The 14608-nt window shown below is 60.1% G+C and carries 19 protein-coding genes; 5 read left to right on the top strand and 14 right to left on the bottom strand.

Annotation, left to right across the window (positions count from 1 at the left end; translation table 11 throughout):
* Positions 1 to 16: 16 nt before the first annotated feature.
* The 5 genes from Q9451_RS14655 to Q9451_RS14635 are packed head-to-tail and all read right to left on the bottom strand — an operon-like array spanning position 17 to position 3688.
* Complete coding sequence (locus Q9451_RS14655) at positions 17 to 607, bottom strand: cysteine dioxygenase family protein (RefSeq protein WP_012272783.1); 591 nt, start codon at positions 605 to 607, stop codon at positions 17 to 19.
* Positions 608 to 636: 29 nt separating this feature from the next.
* Positions 637 to 1455: an amino acid ABC transporter ATP-binding protein gene (locus tag Q9451_RS14650; protein WP_012272784.1), complete on the bottom strand. Its 819-nt coding sequence runs from the start codon at positions 1453 to 1455 to the stop codon at positions 637 to 639.
* Entirely contained in the window at positions 1445 to 2125 is a 681-nt protein-coding gene (locus Q9451_RS14645; RefSeq protein WP_012272785.1) for an amino acid ABC transporter permease, read from the bottom strand. Before Q9451_RS14645 ends, Q9451_RS14650 begins: the two co-directional genes overlap by 11 nt.
* Positions 2115 to 2849 (bottom strand): ABC transporter permease subunit, encoded by a 735-nt coding sequence (locus tag Q9451_RS14640; RefSeq protein WP_012272786.1) that lies wholly within the window; start codon positions 2847 to 2849, stop codon positions 2115 to 2117. The genes Q9451_RS14645 and Q9451_RS14640 overlap by 11 nt, the downstream gene beginning before the upstream one ends.
* A complete protein-coding gene (locus Q9451_RS14635; RefSeq protein ID WP_012272787.1) occupies positions 2849 to 3688 on the bottom strand; it encodes a transporter substrate-binding domain-containing protein in 840 nt (279 codons plus the stop codon). Before Q9451_RS14635 ends, Q9451_RS14640 begins: the two co-directional genes overlap by 1 nt.
* 279 nt (positions 3689 to 3967) lie before the next feature.
* Between Q9451_RS14635 and Q9451_RS14630 the strand changes: the two genes are divergently transcribed.
* Positions 3968 to 4819: a LysR substrate-binding domain-containing protein gene (locus Q9451_RS14630; RefSeq protein WP_012272788.1), complete on the top strand. Its 852-nt coding sequence runs from the start codon at positions 3968 to 3970 to the stop codon at positions 4817 to 4819.
* 18 nt (positions 4820 to 4837) lie between these two features.
* Here Q9451_RS14630 and Q9451_RS14625 read toward each other — a convergent pair whose 3' ends face one another.
* Complete coding sequence (locus Q9451_RS14625) at positions 4838 to 5302, bottom strand: Lrp/AsnC family transcriptional regulator (protein WP_012272789.1); 465 nt, start codon at positions 5300 to 5302, stop codon at positions 4838 to 4840.
* Positions 5303 to 5421: 119 nt separating this feature from the next.
* Here Q9451_RS14625 and Q9451_RS14620 point away from each other — a divergent pair, with 119 nt between their 5' ends.
* The 3 genes from Q9451_RS14620 to Q9451_RS14610 all read left to right on the top strand — a co-directional run bounded on the left by Q9451_RS14620 (position 5422) and on the right by Q9451_RS14610 (position 7475).
* Positions 5422 to 6141 (top strand): AzlC family ABC transporter permease, encoded by a 720-nt coding sequence (locus Q9451_RS14620; protein ID WP_012272790.1) that lies wholly within the window; start codon positions 5422 to 5424, stop codon positions 6139 to 6141.
* Complete coding sequence (locus Q9451_RS14615) at positions 6138 to 6440, top strand: AzlD family protein (RefSeq protein WP_012272791.1); 303 nt, start codon at positions 6138 to 6140, stop codon at positions 6438 to 6440. The genes Q9451_RS14620 and Q9451_RS14615 overlap by 4 nt, the downstream gene beginning before the upstream one ends.
* 159 nt (positions 6441 to 6599) lie before the next feature.
* Entirely contained in the window at positions 6600 to 7475 is an 876-nt protein-coding gene (locus Q9451_RS14610; protein WP_060493501.1) for a universal stress protein, read from the top strand.
* A gap of 85 nt (positions 7476 to 7560) precedes the next feature.
* Here Q9451_RS14610 and Q9451_RS14605 read toward each other — a convergent pair whose 3' ends face one another.
* The 7 genes from Q9451_RS14605 to Q9451_RS14575 form a co-directional block, all read right to left on the bottom strand.
* A complete protein-coding gene (locus Q9451_RS14605; protein WP_012272793.1) occupies positions 7561 to 7932 on the bottom strand; it encodes a hypothetical protein in 372 nt (123 codons plus the stop codon).
* Positions 7929 to 8168, bottom strand: coding sequence for a DUF2164 domain-containing protein (locus Q9451_RS14600; RefSeq protein ID WP_012272794.1), 240 nt, complete (start codon positions 8166 to 8168; stop codon positions 7929 to 7931). The genes Q9451_RS14605 and Q9451_RS14600 overlap by 4 nt, the downstream gene beginning before the upstream one ends.
* Entirely contained in the window at positions 8161 to 9072 is a 912-nt protein-coding gene (locus Q9451_RS14595; RefSeq protein WP_012272795.1) for a cupin domain-containing protein, read from the bottom strand. The genes Q9451_RS14600 and Q9451_RS14595 overlap by 8 nt, the downstream gene beginning before the upstream one ends.
* A 9-nt stretch (positions 9073 to 9081) precedes the next feature.
* Positions 9082 to 10737 carry an ABC transporter ATP-binding protein gene (locus tag Q9451_RS14590; protein WP_345960959.1) on the bottom strand — a complete coding sequence of 552 codons (1656 nt, stop codon included), beginning with the start codon at positions 10735 to 10737 and terminating at the stop codon, positions 9082 to 9084.
* A gap of 51 nt (positions 10738 to 10788) precedes the next feature.
* Positions 10789 to 11496, bottom strand: coding sequence for a hypothetical protein (locus Q9451_RS14585; protein ID WP_012272797.1), 708 nt, complete (start codon positions 11494 to 11496; stop codon positions 10789 to 10791).
* A gap of 231 nt (positions 11497 to 11727) precedes the next feature.
* On the bottom strand, positions 11728 to 12252 hold the full coding sequence (locus Q9451_RS14580; RefSeq protein ID WP_308936482.1) for a putative natural product biosynthesis protein: 525 nt from the start codon (positions 12250 to 12252) through the stop codon (positions 11728 to 11730).
* A 352-nt stretch (positions 12253 to 12604) separates the two neighbouring features.
* Positions 12605 to 12985: a DUF2946 family protein gene (locus Q9451_RS14575; RefSeq protein ID WP_071984455.1), complete on the bottom strand. Its 381-nt coding sequence runs from the start codon at positions 12983 to 12985 to the stop codon at positions 12605 to 12607.
* 149 nt (positions 12986 to 13134) lie between these two features.
* Here Q9451_RS14575 and Q9451_RS14570 point away from each other — a divergent pair, with 149 nt between their 5' ends.
* A complete protein-coding gene (locus tag Q9451_RS14570; RefSeq protein WP_012272800.1) occupies positions 13135 to 13821 on the top strand; it encodes a TetR/AcrR family transcriptional regulator in 687 nt (228 codons plus the stop codon).
* Between the two features lie 301 nt (positions 13822 to 14122).
* Here the strand turns inward: Q9451_RS14570 and Q9451_RS14565 are convergent, their stop codons facing one another.
* Positions 14123 to 14599 (bottom strand): Lrp/AsnC family transcriptional regulator, encoded by a 477-nt coding sequence (locus Q9451_RS14565; protein ID WP_012272801.1) that lies wholly within the window; start codon positions 14597 to 14599, stop codon positions 14123 to 14125.
* Positions 14600 to 14608: the final 9 nt, after the last annotated feature.

Raw genomic sequence — 14608 nt, 5'->3', positions numbered from 1 at the left:
GCTCAGGCAATACGGATCAAAGGCCGTATGCCGCGATCGAAGGCGCCATCTGTGATTTGTTGTAGTTCACCACGCTGCCGTCGTCCTTGACCCCGTAACGGTTCTCCAGCGACTCCAGCGGCCGACCATAAAGGTGGAAGTGCAAGGTCGGCTGATCTCCCTCCACACGAATGCCATGCAGGTCTTCACCCAGGAACGCCACGGAGGTCCCTGGCTGCACCACGATCTCCTGCTCCAGCGCCAGGCGTGCACGGGCCGGGTCGCTGCCGTCATCTTCGCGGCGATACACCCGGTTCAGCTCCTGCCCCTCGACGGCGACGATGACTGCCCATGTCTCATGGTTGTGTGGCAGGGTCGCCTTGCCCGGCAGCAGCGAGTTGACGTACAGGGTCGGCGACTCGCCATCATCGTTCAGGCGGTAGCGGAACTGGGTCTCGCCGGTGGTCGCGTCCGGTGCCGGGAAGCGCTCGAAATTGAACAGTTCGCGGCGCTCGGCAAGGCCTTCGAGCAAGCGGACGATCTGCTGCAGGGCGGCGCGGTCGACACCACGCTCATGGATAGCGCGCACTTGCGCCAGAAACGGCTGGATCACGGATTCACGGGACATTATCGGTTTCTCTTCTTGGCTAGCGGAGGTCACACGCTGAGGCTGTAGCGCCCCAGGTTGCTGAAAACATCGGGCGCCGGGCGGCTCGGGCGTTGGCCGCCCTCACCCAGCGCATGCTGCAGAAAGGCACGGGTACGCTCGTGTTGCGGGGCGCGGAACAGTTGTTCGGCGCTGCCATGCTCGACGATCCGGCCATGCTCGGTGAAATACACCTGGTCGCTGATCTCTTCGGCAAAGCGCATTTCATGGGTGACCAGCACGCAGGTCATGCCTTCCTCGGTCAGCTCACGGATCACCGCCAGCACTTCGCCAACCATCTCTGGGTCCAGCGCCGAGGTCACTTCATCGAACAGGATCAACCTGGGCCGCATCGCCAAGGCACGGGCAATGGCAACACGCTGCTGCTGGCCACCCGACAGCTCACCTGGGAAGGCTGCTGCCTTGTGGCCCAGGCGCACCTTGTCGAGCAGCGCCAGGGCCTGCTCGCGGGCCTCGGCGCGGTTGCGCCCAAGCACCTTGGTCGGGGCGATCAGCAAATTGTCCAGCACACTCAAATGGGGAAACAGGTTGTATTGCTGGAAGACGAAGCCCACCTGTTTGCGCAGGGCAATCAGCTCCGCCTCGCCGCGCAAACGCTCGACCTGGGTACCACCAATGCAGATGCTGCCACGCTGCGGCCGCAGCAGGCCGGTCATGCAGCGAAGGATGGTCGACTTGCCCGAGCCGGACGGGCCGATGATCGACACCGCCTGGCCCGCCTGCACATCAAGGTCGATGCCACGCAACACCGGGTTGTCGGCAAAAGCCAGGTGCACGTCGCGCAACTGGATCAAGGGTTCAGAAGGCATAGCGGCGCTCCAGGCGTTGGGTCAGGCGGGCAATGGGGTAGCAGTAGGCAAAGAACAACGCCAGCACGCTGAAGTACACCAGCACGGTGAAGCCGCTGCGGTTGACGGTGTTGGCGGCAATCTGCGCGCTGTCGATCAGGTCGTGCACCCCCACCAGCGAAGCCAGCGCGGTGCCCATGGTCACTACCGCGTACAGGTTCATCCAGGGCGGCAACATGCGCCGCAGGCACTGCGGCAGAATGATCGAACGGAAGATCTGCACGCGGCTGAAGGCCAGCGAACGCGCAGCCTCCCACTGGGTAGCCGGGATAGAAGCCACCGCACCACGGAAAATCTCGGCAACGTTGGCACTGGCAGGCAGGGCCAGGCCGATCGTGACCTTGAGCCAGTCGGGAAAGGCCAGCCAGGTGCCGGCCACCTGTATTTCGAACGGGAACACGTACGAGGTGAAGTAGATCAGCACCAGCCACGGCGCGTTACGGAACACCTGCACCCACAGCCGTGCGACACCGCGCAGTGGCGCCAAGGGCGAAAGCGACAGAACGCCTATCAGCAAGCCCAGCAACGTGCCCAGGCCAATGGCGCCAACGCTGATCTGGATGTTCTGCAACAGGCCCGCCCCCAGGGTCGGTGACCAATGCCACAGTGTGGCGAGGTTCTCAATGGCCATAACCCGGCATCCTCAGGCGCGCTTCCACGGCGCGACCGGCACAATTGACAGCGAAGCTGAGCAGGCCGTAGAACGCCAGGATCAGAATCATCAGTTCGATGACGTTGTCGCCCTGGGTCCAGATCATGATCGAGGCATAGGTAATATCGTTGACAGCGATCGCCGACGCCACGGCGGTCATCTTCACCAGGTCGATAAGGTTGTTGACCAGCGCCGGCAAGGCAAAGCGCACGGCCAGCGGCAGCTGTACCTGCAGCAGTTGCTGGCGGCGGCTGAAGGCCAGCGAGCTGGCCGCCTCCAGGGTCACTGCCGGCACCGCCTCGATGCCGGCGCGCAAGGCCTCGGCGTGAAACGCCCCTTTGTGCAGGGATATCACCAGCACCACCCAGGCAAAGGGCGTCATCGGGTTGGCGTTGCCCAGGCTCTGGTTGATCAGCATGTTCAGCACCAGGAACGCGCAGTACAACTGCACCAGCGTCGGCGTATTACGAGTGACCTCGATAAAGGCCCGCGCCGGCCAGGCCAACCAGCGACGTGCGGACGTAAGCGCCGCCGCCAGCAAGACGCCAACCACAAGGCTGCCGACCACGCTGAACAGGCACAGGTAGACCGTGGTCAACGCGCCCTCGAGCAGTTTGCCGCTGGCGTAGGTGTCGAACAGAAAGCCGTAATTCAGGCCAAGCCGGGCGAGCTGCCCGACCAGCCCGTGCAGAACCTCGCTCATCAGGCGCCTTCGCCCTGCAACTTGGCACGCAGTTCCACCAACGCCGGCGAGGCCGGGGTGATGTGGTTGGCCTGCTCACGCTCGATCAGCCAGCCGCTGCGGTGCCACTGCTTGACGAACGGGTCTAGGCGCTGCTGGGTGTCGGTCTCACCCAGGCGCGTCCAGATCACCGATGGCGCCGGGTTGAGTTCGGGGGCCAGGGCGCGGTAGCCGCTCCACTCGCCACCTTTGGCCAGCAGCGGGTTGATCAGCGTGGCATCGTGCACGGCAGCCACGCAGTTGTTGCCACGCAGGGCCAGCAGCGATTCGGCCGAGGTCTTGAAGGCTTTGATGTCGGCACCCAGCTCCACCAGCGCCTGGGTGTAGCTGCTGCCCTGCGAAGTGCACACCGGCTGGCCCTTGAGCCCTGCCCAGGTGTTGATCGGGCTGTCCTTGGCCAGCGCCGCGGTACCGCCCACGCGGTAGAACGGCGTGGGCACGTGGCCCAGCAACTTGTCGCGCTCGGGGGTCCATTCCATGTTGGCGATCAGCAGGTCGACCTTGCCCTGCTGCAGGAACTGCACACGGTTGGCCGGCTGCACCGCAACGAGGTCGACCGCCACGCCCAGCTGGCGCGCCAGGTCACGCGCAAGGTCGACGCTGAAACCGATCGGTTCGCGGGTGGCTGGGTCGATGGCCCCGAACGGGCCACCGGACAACACCACGCCCACGGCCAGCTTGTGGCGTTGCTGGACCTTGTCCAGGGTGGCATCGGCCTGGGCCAGGCCGCTGGCGGCCACCGTGGTGGTGGCCAGCAACGATGCGAGTAGCCCGCGACGGGCAATGGTGGACAACGACATGATGGGGGTTCCTCGTCCCGGCAGCCGGAACACCCGGCCAATGAGCGCGCATGCTAGAAAGTTGCAGGGATGAGGGGAAATTCAAATATCGCCTATCGTTATAACACTGAATGAACGGAAAATTTTCAAAATGGGTATAAGCCCCGAAAAATAGGGGTCACACAGATAGCCTCTTGATCAAGCACCCAACAATAGATAAATATTCATTATCTTTAGCCGTGCATCATTAATGTAAAAGCACTGTGCGCCCCTCTCCCCCAACGCTGCCTGGCCCACTCCATGAGCACCCTCGACCTCGACCTGCTTCGTACGTTCGTCGCCATCGCCGACCATTCAAGCTTCGCCGAAGCCGGCCGCAACCTGGGCCGCACCCAGGCCTCGGTCACCCAACACATGCAACGCCTGGAACAACAGGTAGGTGTACCGCTATTGCGCAAGCAAGGCCGCCACAAGTCGCTGACCGACGCTGGCCGTCAGTTGCTGCGCCACGCCCGGCAAATGCTCGCGCTCAATGACGAGGCGCTCGCGGGCCTGCGGCTGGATGGCCCCAGCGGCGTGCTGCGGATCGGCTCGCCCCACGACATCGCCGACACCATCCTGCCGCCACTGCTCAGCCACATCGCCCGCTCGGCGCCCAACCTGCGCCTGGAAATCGACGTTGGCCGCAGCCCGTTCCTGATGGAAGACTTGCAGCGCGGCAAGGTCGACATGGTCATTTCAACCCGCACCGCACCGGGCCTGGAAGGCTTTGCGCTGCGTACCTCGCCGGTGTGGTGGATATGCGCGGCGCAGTATCAGCACCTGCCCAGCGAGCCGTTGCCGCTGGTGCTGGTGGACGAGCCCAGCCTGTACCGCAAACTGGCCCTGGAGGCCCTGGAACGGGCCGGTATCGCCTGGCGCCAGGCGTACCTGGCGTCCAACTTGATCGGCGTCAAGGCAGCGGTGCGCGCCGGCCTGGGCATTACTGCGCGCAGCCAGGAGATGGTCGGCCCCGACATGCGTGTGCTCGGCCAAAGCGACGGCCTGCCGGCGCTACCCGATGTCACCTACCACTTGTGGGTGCGGGCCAACACCGTCAACCCGCTGGTGCGCCAGGCCTACGCGATGGTGCGCGCCAGCGCGGGGCTGTGATGGCTGGCACCCGCGCAGCTACACCGGTAGCTCGGTGGTCAGCTTGATTTTTTCCATCGGTACTTCGGTCTTCACGTTCTGCACCACGCTCAGGCTGGTCAGGTGCTTGATCTGAAAGCGCCGATAGGCTTCCAGGTCAGCCGCCACCACCCGCAACAACAAGTCGCAGTCGCCCGCCATCACATGGCACTCCACCACTTCGGGCAATTGGCGCACGGCCTCGACAAACTCATCGGTGGTGTCCTGGTCCTGACGCTTCAGCCATACGCGCACGAACAGGGTCAGGCCCAGCGCGACCTTGGCCGGGTCCAGCAATGCCACATAACGCTCGATCACCCCAGCCTCCTCCAGCAGCCGCACCCGTCGCAGGCACGGCGAAGCAGACAACCCCACCTGTTTGGCCAGTTCCTGATTCTGCAACCTGCCGTCGCGCTGCAGCGCGCGCAGGATGCGGCGGTCGATGGCATCGAGCTTGATTGGCATTGAACGTTCTCTTTTTTTAAGTATTCGGTAGCAGATGCCAAATGCTCTGCGCATCAGTGCAACTACGCAAGCCAATTTCAGCGATTCATTGGAATAATTTTCCTCCACTGGAGGTGACCATGAATACCCTTGAACCTGTACTGAACGATCCCCCTGCCACCACACCGCAAAGCGAATTGCGCCGGGGCGCCGTTGCCGCCCTGCCGGTGCTGCTGGGCTTCATCCCCTTCGCCCTGGTACTGGGCGCGCAAGCTTCCCAGCACCAGCTGGCAGCCGGCGAAGTGGCGTTGATGACCGGCCTCAACTTCGGTGGCGGCTCGGAGTTCGCCGCCATCGAGCTGTGGACCTCACCACCGGCAATCCTGGTGATTGTCGCCATGACCTTGCTGGTCAACAGCCGCCACCTGCTGATGGGCGCGACACTGGCGCCGTACCTGCGCCACCTGCCATTACCCAAGGCACTGGGGGCGCTGTTCTTCATGTGTGACGAGAGCTGGGCCATGGGCCTGGCCGATGCGCGCCAGCGCGGTGGCTTCAGCCTGCGCTATTTCATGGGCGTGTCGCTGAGCCTGTGGGCCACCTGGGTCACGTTCACCAGCCTGGGCGCGCAGGCCGGGCCGCTGCTCGGCGACCTTCGCAGCTATGGCTTCGACATGGCCTTCGCGGCAGTCTTCCTGGTACTTCTCAAAGGCATGTGGAAAGGCGTACATGCCGCCGTGCCATGGCTGTTCAGCCTGCTCACCGCAGCGCTGTTCTACCTGCTGATCCCCGGTGGTTGGTACGTGCTTGCGGGTACCGTGGCTGGCCTGGTGAGCGCTTACCTGTGGGCCAAGCCATGATGGACGTTTCGACGCTGGTCACCATCCTGGGCATGGCCGTGGCCACCTACCTGACCCGTGCGCTGGGCTTTTTGCTGCTGCGCAAGCGCACCCTGGGGCCACAGCTGACCCAGGTGCTGAACGCCGCGCCCGGCTGCGTGTTGATTGCCGTGATCGCTCCCAAGTTCGTTTCCGGGCAGCCGGCCGACCTGATTGCGCTGGGGCTCACGGTGTACGCAGCCACACGGTTTTCGCTCTTGCCGGTGGTGGTGTTCGCCATTGTCGTGACCGGGGTGCTGCGGATGCTGTTGCTGGCATGATCCGCCGCTGCACCTACACTCCATTGACCCAAATCAAGCCCTCGCGCCGGGTTCGCGCGACGATGGCTGCACGCAAGGAATGACTCAAGCACCGCCAGGCGCACATTGTTCAAGGTTTGCCTTCGACCACTGTGCGCGGCCTTGGAAAAGGAGCCCCACATGAGCCCGCTGAAACACATACTGGTCGCCACCGACCTGTCCCCCCATGCCCGCAACGCAGCAGAGCGCGCTGCCTACCTGAGCAACACGCAGCAGGCCGCACTGGACCTGCTGTACGTTGCCAACCCGGCCCCCTTCGAGCGCCTCAAGCAACTGGTGGCGCCTGATGACGACCTGTTGAAACGGGTACTGGACAGCGCCGGCGAAAAAACCCGCGCACTGGCCGCCATGTTGTTCCAGCGCTACGACATTTCTGCGGGTGTGCAGGTTGCCAGTGGTTCGGTGATCACGGAAATCACCCGGGTAGTGCAGGACAAACACAGCAACCTGCTGGTGTGCGGAGCCAAGGGCCAGAGCGTGGCGCGGCGCCTGCTGCTGGGCTCGACCGTGCAAAAAATGCTCAACCACATGCCCTGCCCGTTGTTGGTCGTCAAGCCGGCACCTCGTGACGCCTACCGCACCGTGCTGGTTCCCGTCGATTTTTCACCTGTTTCGCTGCGCGCGATCCAACTGGCCAAGGCCATTGCCCCGCAAGCCGAGATCATCCTGCTGCATGCGTACGAAGCCCCGTTCGAAGGCAGCGTGCGCTTCGCCCATATCGACCAGGACACCCTCACCCGCTACCGCAATGTCATCCGCCAGGATGCAGTGGCACAGTTGGCCGCATTGAGCGAAGCTGCCGGCGTAGCCGATGCCCGGCAGATCGTGGTGCACGGTGACCCTGGCTGGCGCATTGCCGAGCAGGAACAAGAGCTGGAATGCGACCTGATCGTGGTCGGCAAGCAGGGTACGAGCGCGCTGGAGGAGCTGTTGGTGGGTAGCGTCACCAAGCATGTACTGGACGAATCGCAGTGTGATGTGCTGGTAACGCCTTAGCTCGCCGTATTTGCGCTGACGGAGTAGTGCGCAACGATCTTGCCAGCACAGGCTTGAACACGCTGTGCTGGCCTGATCTGTTGCGTCAGCCTTCACCTTCGAATGATTGAAATTGCAACTTCCAACTGTCGTTGATTTTGATCCAGCTCTCGACGAAATTTATCTGCTTGCTCCCTTGCGGCGTGACAATGAATGCCACACCACTGACAGCTGCAAGGTTACCCAGCTCTCGCACTTCGACATTCGACTCCGTTCGTTTGTGCTGAGAAAAAGCTGACGCGTCCTGGCCACGGAGCACAGAAAGTTTATGTAACTGGTTTTTCTTGTACATGAACTTTATACCGTTCGTCGAGAAGAACCAGTCCGCCTCCAAGTAATCCAACTGCTCGATATTCAGTGTATAAAAAGCGTTGCACCACTCTTTGCGCATCAACGACAAATTTGATGAGATCTTCACAGTATCCTCTTCAGGTCCATTTCTTCCTGAACCCGCTCGCTCCATGCCGCATAGGTTTTTATCGCTTGCTCAACGCCACTGTTGTAAAACGCCGGGCCGCAGACCTCTTCAATGAAATCGAGGAAAAACTCAACCTCAAACTGCCCCAACTGCAACTCAAAGGTATCGGCACAATACGCCTTCAACTTGCCAATCATGAGCGCTCGCGCTTCCGGTGAAAGTGAAATTTCAGGCATCTCGGGTCCTTATATCAGGCAGGTTGAACTTTATATCTCTTCCCTGCATACAGTCTTCGACAACCGCCGCCTCCCACTCATCAATGTCAATATTCGCAAGGCAGGCGTAAAGCACCCCACTCAACCTGGCATTGCCAATAGCATCACTGCCGTGGGCAATGGGTTCGCGCAGTTCCGCCGACGCCTCCAGGCGCTCCAGGACCATCCTGATCAGGTCAATCTTACGGGGCCGTACAACAGGGAAGGAAATGTGCATCGAACGCTCAGTTTCAGTGAACACATTATGCCAATAACCGGCAGGTACATAGATGGCCTGGCCTGGCGTCAAGGTATGGCACAGCATGGGCTCGCCGGCGGGAGGCGTTTGGTCGAAACTCTTGTCATTCAACAGTGGATAGGGACGTGTGGGCGCATAGACTTCCCACCGTTTCACACCTTCGATCTGCACTGCAATTACATCGTGGTTGTCGAAGTGCGCACCAAAACTTGGCGTTGAACTCCAGGCACAATAAAGATTTGCCCCGGACCGGCAACGCAGGTGTGTAGACAAGTAGCTTGCCGCTTGTTGAGCGCGCTCAAAAAATGCCTGGCAGCGATCAATGATCAATGTGCTACCGGTTTGCAAACGCTTCAGAAGGTTGTAACGGTTGATATGCGGCGAGGTCTCACCTGTCACCGTCAGGGTATAGGTTACAAACCCCTTGAAGCCACGCTCGGAGGGGATGCCATCGTTCGCCAGGCGTATTCTGGGGTAATCGAGAATATCCTTCTCAAGCAGGTTGTTGATTTCACCCCAGCCCACCAGCTGGTGGCCCGTGACCGACTCGAATACGAAGGGTTTCTTCTGAAAGGCCGAGCGAATGAAGAAGTCCATTTCAGGTAACGCAAAATCCATGCGGTCCATTAATATTCCCTATATCAGTTTTTCAGCATCTGTGGTGCGGGTGCCTTGCGTCAAGCCGAATCTCGGCGCGCAGTCAAAATGCCTCATGAAATGGCTGTCATGGGTCACAATCAGTACGCGGGAGATCAAGGCCTTTTGTTCAACCAGGCGTTGCAAGCCTGTGACCGACGCCGGGTCAAGGTGGGTGGTGGGCTCGTCCATGACGAGCAACGCGGGCTTCTTCAACAAAGCCAGGATAATGCCGAGCTTCTGTCGCTCGCCCGCTGACAAGTTCTGCCCTTGCTCACCCACCTCATACGCCAGCGGCTTGTCGAATGACAGGGTACTTGCCAGTACGGCGTATGCGTCCAGGTCTACGGGGCCCAGAAAGGTCTCAAGGTTCTCGGCAACCGTACCACCGATAAAGACCATGGTTTGGCTGGTCATGGCGATCCAGTCGGGTGTCAAACCATAACGCTCAGGCTGCCGGGTGACGCCATTGAAACGAATGCACCCGCTGTCAGGGCGGTCAACCCCGGCGATAAGGCGCGCAAGCGTCGTTTTCCCCGTGCCGTTGGTACCCGTCACGAAAGTGGGCAGGCCTGCTTTGCAAGGCACGTTCGCGGTGACGCCTTGCAGGATGGGCCTGCCGCCTTTGCTCTTGCAAAGTTGGTGCAGGGAAATGTCGATACTTGCAGGGTCGGCGGGCTGATCGTGATGCACCGCGGCGGCGTGCATTGCCATACGGCCAAGCGATTCCTCAAGTACGACGAAATCGATGCGCGCCTTGTTAAGTGTGCGCCACAGCACACCGATACGGTTCAAGGGCAGAAATACTTGAAAAAGAAACGTGGCCAGCATGATCAGGCTGCCCATCGTGGCGTAGCCCTGGTTGAATCTGAATGCGGCCCCCGCCAATACCATTGCACTCCCGGTAAATGATACGAGGGTGGTGACAATGCCGAACCTGAAGAATACCTGGCGAACACGCTGCTGCGCTGAGAGGTAGCGGTCTACGGCCACCCCATGCCTATGCTTCAACCTGCCACCTGCATTGAACAGTTTTTCGCAGAGCCCTGCCGCGATCACACTGTGGAGCACGGCATTCAAATACTTTTGCGTGATTGCAACTCGCTTGATCAACGGAAAGCGTGCACTGGTCATCTTGATGACCACCGCCATATAGGTGGCAACCACTAGAGTGAAACTGCCTGCAATCACGCCATCAAAATAGAAGCTGACACAGCCAATGACGAACACGATTTGAAATAAGATGGGCAACGCCTCACCCCAGATAACCCTGATATAAGCACTGACCGATGACATGGCGGCTTCATAGGTAGCTACCATCTCGCTCCTGTTGAGCTGTTCCAGTTGTTCAAGGTAGATGCGGCCAAGCTTGTCGAGGTACGCCGCCCTGAGCAGCGACTCAACCCTGATGCAGTAGCCGTGTGACAACCACTCCACGAGGGCAAAGCTGCAGGGCATCGCCAGGCGAATGGCCAGGAAGCCCGCGCAGAATGCAACCAGGCCGGCAAGGCTCGCGACTGATTCAGGATGATCGATTGCAAAGCGCATCATCAAACCGAATGACACGAACAGCAGCGAGGCGAGCAATGTCAGGCCAGCGATCCCCACCTGCCTGGCAATACCGGTTTTAAGTGTACGTTTTTCGATTTCGGTCACGGTAGCACTCGTTGTCGTCGATCGCCCACCCAAGGGTGGGCGACCCGTCAATCAATGGTTACGATTGGAATTGCACATGCAACCGGCGCCACAGCCCTTGCCGGAGCAACCGCACACATTGTTGAGCACGACATTGCGATCCAGTATGTACTTGAGAATTTGCTCCTTCGGAAGTTTCAGCATCTCTGCGTTCACCCGCCCTTGCTCGTCGGTTTGCAGGTCGTCCAGCATCAGCGGCTTACGTCGAGCATTGAGGCTTTCGATGCTAAACTTCTGCGCGTACTCGCCGTACCACTTGATGACCGTATCGTCGCCCAGCACTTGCTGGGTTTTGCGCAACTGGAAAGCAAAATCCTGTTGTTTCTGCGTTGCAAAGGTCATGTTGTGCTTGGCCAGGTGCTTTATTTCCTCTTTCAGCATGTTCCGCGAGAACGGAAAATGATGAAGAAACCCACCCATGTATTCATTGCAAAACGCATAATAGTGGTCGGTGAACTGAAGAAAGGTATGCCACATTTCATCAATCACTTGAAACTGATAGTAAATGGACACACTGAAACACTCTCGCTGGCACTGCGCAGCCAGCAACAGGAATTTCTTGGTTTCCTCGAAGAGCTCTTCTGCCTCCTCGCGCGTGACATCCCACTCCTTGCAAAACTTCAGTACAACGTCTTCATTTTTATACTGCGATACCGCCTGCGCGTCTGCAACGCGCAGGGGTGTGACGATGGCATCGCTGGTAATTCGTTGCTGTAGCATAAAATATCCTTTTCATGCATTGATATCGCCCTTGCAGTTACCGGGCTTGGTCGTGGGGCGTGCCTGTATTGAAACTTTTCAGCCACCCGCTTCACGCCAGATTTGAACTTAACACTTGCCACTTGCACCCCCGAACTGCGACAGGCTGTCGCACCCTGAAAGCCAAGCCCAGGGCTGCCGTCCGCCATGCCAGGCGCCACTGCCATGCTGCGGTAGATTGTCGCAGCCGCATCACCCCCTTGACCCCGCTAGTGCGCCCGGGACGGGCAACCACCGGCGAAAACTGTCCGGGCCTTTACCACTGAGTGGGCTCCAGGAAAACTCCCAGGGCGGAGGGGGCAAGCAGTTCGTCTGCTCCACTGTGAAGGGGGTTGGCCGCATGCCCGGCTTCCATTCCACCACCACATCCGCCATTGGCTGCCACGCCAGGACCAGGCCACGCGCCTCAGACATGTCGGCAGCTATCCATAAGGCAGCCGCCGCGACCATGAATGCCTCGATGTGCGTCTCGGTTACCTGTGCCTTGTAGGGTGAGCCCAGCAGCCAACGGCAGACGCTGATGTAATAGCTCCAATCCAAGGCCGGGTGATGTCGATAAGCCCAGGTCATGAAGCAGCGGAACAGTTCCAGACCTTCCGGCGGGTCTAGCTTGAGCAAGCCTGGGCACACGTCGAACAACGTGTGCCAGTACGGCAGTAGTCGCGCGTCCAGCTTGACGAACGTACGGGCGTTGCAGGGGTAATCGGGAAACGGCAAGCGAGACTCACTCAAGCGTGCAGCGCGAGCCGGGGGGCAAAAGCGTGAAGTGGCCAAAGGGCGAGACATCATGTGCTCCATGCATCAGATAGCCTTGAACAGGCCCCGCCTTGATTCCTGGCGGGTAGTGTGCGTTTCGGGACCGTTCTGACAGGTAGATAGGGGGGAGCACGCGGATAAAGCGAAAGCCAGCGATGCCGAGGCGCATGGCTGGCGCAGGTCAGTACCATCATGAGTGGGCTGATCCTTGACCGACGTTGCAGATAGCAGCGCCTGCTGCGGGCATGCGCAGCCAGGCATCGTGCTCGATACGCAGGCGCGAGCCCGCATCAGCGCCTAGGCGCCGGCAACGTCAAAAAGGAGAAGCTCGGGGGTTGGCCGTGGGCCAGCAATAGCGTGGAGGCGCCTGGCTGCGCACCTCGCTGCAAAACCGCCTTGGGTTCACACAGCTGAGCAACCAGGCGACCCCCAGGAGGAACACCAAGGTAAGGAAGTTCGCCGTACACGTTGGACAGGCGAACAGGTTGCTCCAGTCCGCCGTGGACGATGTGCCGTGTTGCTGGGCCTGTGAGGTGGAGATGTCATTGGCCAGGCTGCAGAAGCCGCCGCCCAAGCCATTGAGCGCCAAGCCCAATGCCTGCCCGTGACCCAGGCCACAGCAAAGCACGTTGAACAGGACACTGAAATACAATGCCCAGGCAATGAGGGGCCGATTACCGGTGCAGCGATCCATGGCCGGCAACTCTAGCATCCAGGCTCGCGAGTGAGAAAGACAGCATCGCACCACTTCAATGGCTACGTGCGTAAAGGACCGGGAAAAAGCACGTCAATCGCTATATACTTTTATATACACCGATACCCGTAAAGCCAGATGAAGCCGTGATGTGCCTGCAAATCGAAATGCTGAACGAGTCCGACAACGGCGCTGACGCTCTGCTCGGCGCAACCAATCACACCGTGGGAAATGCCGGCATTCGGCGCAGGAATCAGAAGCTGATTCTGCAGGCTGCCAGCGAAGCGTTTGCCACGACCGGCTTCACCGCCACTCATTCGCATGATATTGCCGAACGTGCCGGGGTACCTAAAGCCAACCTCTACTACTACTTTCAATCCAAAGAGAACCTGTACGTGCAGGTGCTGATGAGCTTCGTTGAACCGCTGGTGAGGGCCTCGGCAGCGCTGCGCAAAAGCGACGACCCGATAGTAGGCCTGCGGGCCTATATCAAAGCCCGCATCCGCATCATTCGCGAGCACCCGTTCAGCGCCGCCGTGTTCAGCCAGGAGTTGCTCTCAGGGGGCAAGCATCTGCCAGAGGCATGCAAGAACCTGCTGCACGAGGAAGCCCAGCGCAACGTCGCCTGCCTGCGCAACTGGATCGACCATGGCCGGCTGGCGCCCTGTGATCCTGAGCACCTGATGATCTTCATCTGGTCGTCGACACGCACCTACACCAATCTGGCCTGGCAAATGTCGCAGCTCAGAGGCGTAGCCGAACCTGACAAGGCTGACTTTGACCGCGCCACCCGAACGGTCACCCAAATGGTGTTGGGCGGTATCGTCCCGGCATGACCGGCAACCTGGCAGCAAGCAGGTGCTGCCGTGATGCCAGGTAGAGGCCTGGTCTTGCGCCGACGATGCCGCATCCATAGCAAGGAGAACTGACGTGTCCACGACCGCGATTGCCTGCCAGGATGCTGCCGCTGGGCACCATCGGCCTTTAACTGCGTCATGCGTTGGAAGAGCCCCAAAGCACCTGCAAATCGTGCCCCACGCGATTTCCTCTGGACCAGAAGTGGCTGCGCAGCCTGGTACTGGACGCCGCCCGGAACATTGGTTTGCCGCGCTGAGTGATTTCAGTCGCGCGAAACATTCAAAGCGGCACAGACAGCCCGACCTTGACCTTGTCCAGAACGATCAACGTGCGGTAAGTCAGGATGTCTTCGTTATCGGCAAAATGCAGCCTCACCAGCTTTTCGAAATGCGCCACGTCACGGGCAAGCATGACGATGATGAACGACACCCCGCCGTTGACGAAGTAACACTGCTGTATCTCTGCCACATTGGCGAAATAACGCTTGGCGCGGTCCATCACCTGCGAGCGATCGTCCCGCAAGCGTGATTCGACGATGGCCGTGATCATCTGCCCAACACACTCCGGGGCAATGACTGCGGTGTTGGCAGTGACCACCCCGCTCGCCTCCATCTGTGCAATACGCCGCTGTACAGCCGGTGTGGACAGGCCGATTTCCTCGGCAATGGCGCGCTGCGAGGTTTTGTTGTCTTGCTGCAGCAGCCGCAGAATCGCGTGATCGAAGCCGTCCAGCGGACGGTTGGCGCAGTCACTCATTTTCGGGTT

Source organism: Pseudomonas sp. NY8896, assembly GCF_039634505.1.
The sequence above is the reverse complement of the archived record's forward strand: the minus strand, read 5'-3'. Positions and strand labels throughout refer to the sequence as shown.

What these genes read in the sequence shown, in the direction of transcription:
- Q9451_RS14655 (WP_012272783.1), bottom strand. Translation starts at nt 607, where the DNA reads ATGTCCCGTGAATCCGTGATCCAGCCGTTTCTGGCGCAAGTGCGCGCT.
- Q9451_RS14650 (WP_012272784.1), bottom strand. Translation starts at nt 1,455, where the DNA reads ATGCCTTCTGAACCCTTGATCCAGTTGCGCGACGTGCACCTGGCTTTT.
- Q9451_RS14645 (WP_012272785.1), bottom strand. Translation starts at nt 2,125, where the DNA reads ATGGCCATTGAGAACCTCGCCACACTGTGGCATTGGTCACCGACCCTG.
- Q9451_RS14640 (WP_012272786.1), bottom strand. Translation starts at nt 2,849, where the DNA reads ATGAGCGAGGTTCTGCACGGGCTGGTCGGGCAGCTCGCCCGGCTTGGC.
- Q9451_RS14635 (WP_012272787.1), bottom strand. Translation starts at nt 3,688, where the DNA reads ATGTCGTTGTCCACCATTGCCCGTCGCGGGCTACTCGCATCGTTGCTG.
- Q9451_RS14630 (WP_012272788.1), top strand. Translation starts at nt 3,968, where the DNA reads ATGAGCACCCTCGACCTCGACCTGCTTCGTACGTTCGTCGCCATCGCC.
- Q9451_RS14625 (WP_012272789.1), bottom strand. Translation starts at nt 5,302, where the DNA reads ATGCCAATCAAGCTCGATGCCATCGACCGCCGCATCCTGCGCGCGCTG.
- Q9451_RS14620 (WP_012272790.1), top strand. Translation starts at nt 5,422, where the DNA reads ATGAATACCCTTGAACCTGTACTGAACGATCCCCCTGCCACCACACCG.
- Q9451_RS14615 (WP_012272791.1), top strand. Translation starts at nt 6,138, where the DNA reads ATGATGGACGTTTCGACGCTGGTCACCATCCTGGGCATGGCCGTGGCC.
- Q9451_RS14610 (WP_060493501.1), top strand. Translation starts at nt 6,600, where the DNA reads ATGAGCCCGCTGAAACACATACTGGTCGCCACCGACCTGTCCCCCCAT.
- Q9451_RS14600 (WP_012272794.1), bottom strand. Translation starts at nt 8,168, where the DNA reads ATGCCTGAAATTTCACTTTCACCGGAAGCGCGAGCGCTCATGATTGGC.
- Q9451_RS14595 (WP_012272795.1), bottom strand. Translation starts at nt 9,072, where the DNA reads ATGGACCGCATGGATTTTGCGTTACCTGAAATGGACTTCTTCATTCGC.
- Q9451_RS14585 (WP_012272797.1), bottom strand. Translation starts at nt 11,496, where the DNA reads ATGCTACAGCAACGAATTACCAGCGATGCCATCGTCACACCCCTGCGC.
- Q9451_RS14575 (WP_071984455.1), bottom strand. Translation starts at nt 12,985, where the DNA reads ATGGATCGCTGCACCGGTAATCGGCCCCTCATTGCCTGGGCATTGTAT.
- Q9451_RS14570 (WP_012272800.1), top strand. Translation starts at nt 13,135, where the DNA reads ATGTGCCTGCAAATCGAAATGCTGAACGAGTCCGACAACGGCGCTGAC.
- Q9451_RS14565 (WP_012272801.1), bottom strand. Translation starts at nt 14,599, where the DNA reads ATGAGTGACTGCGCCAACCGTCCGCTGGACGGCTTCGATCACGCGATT.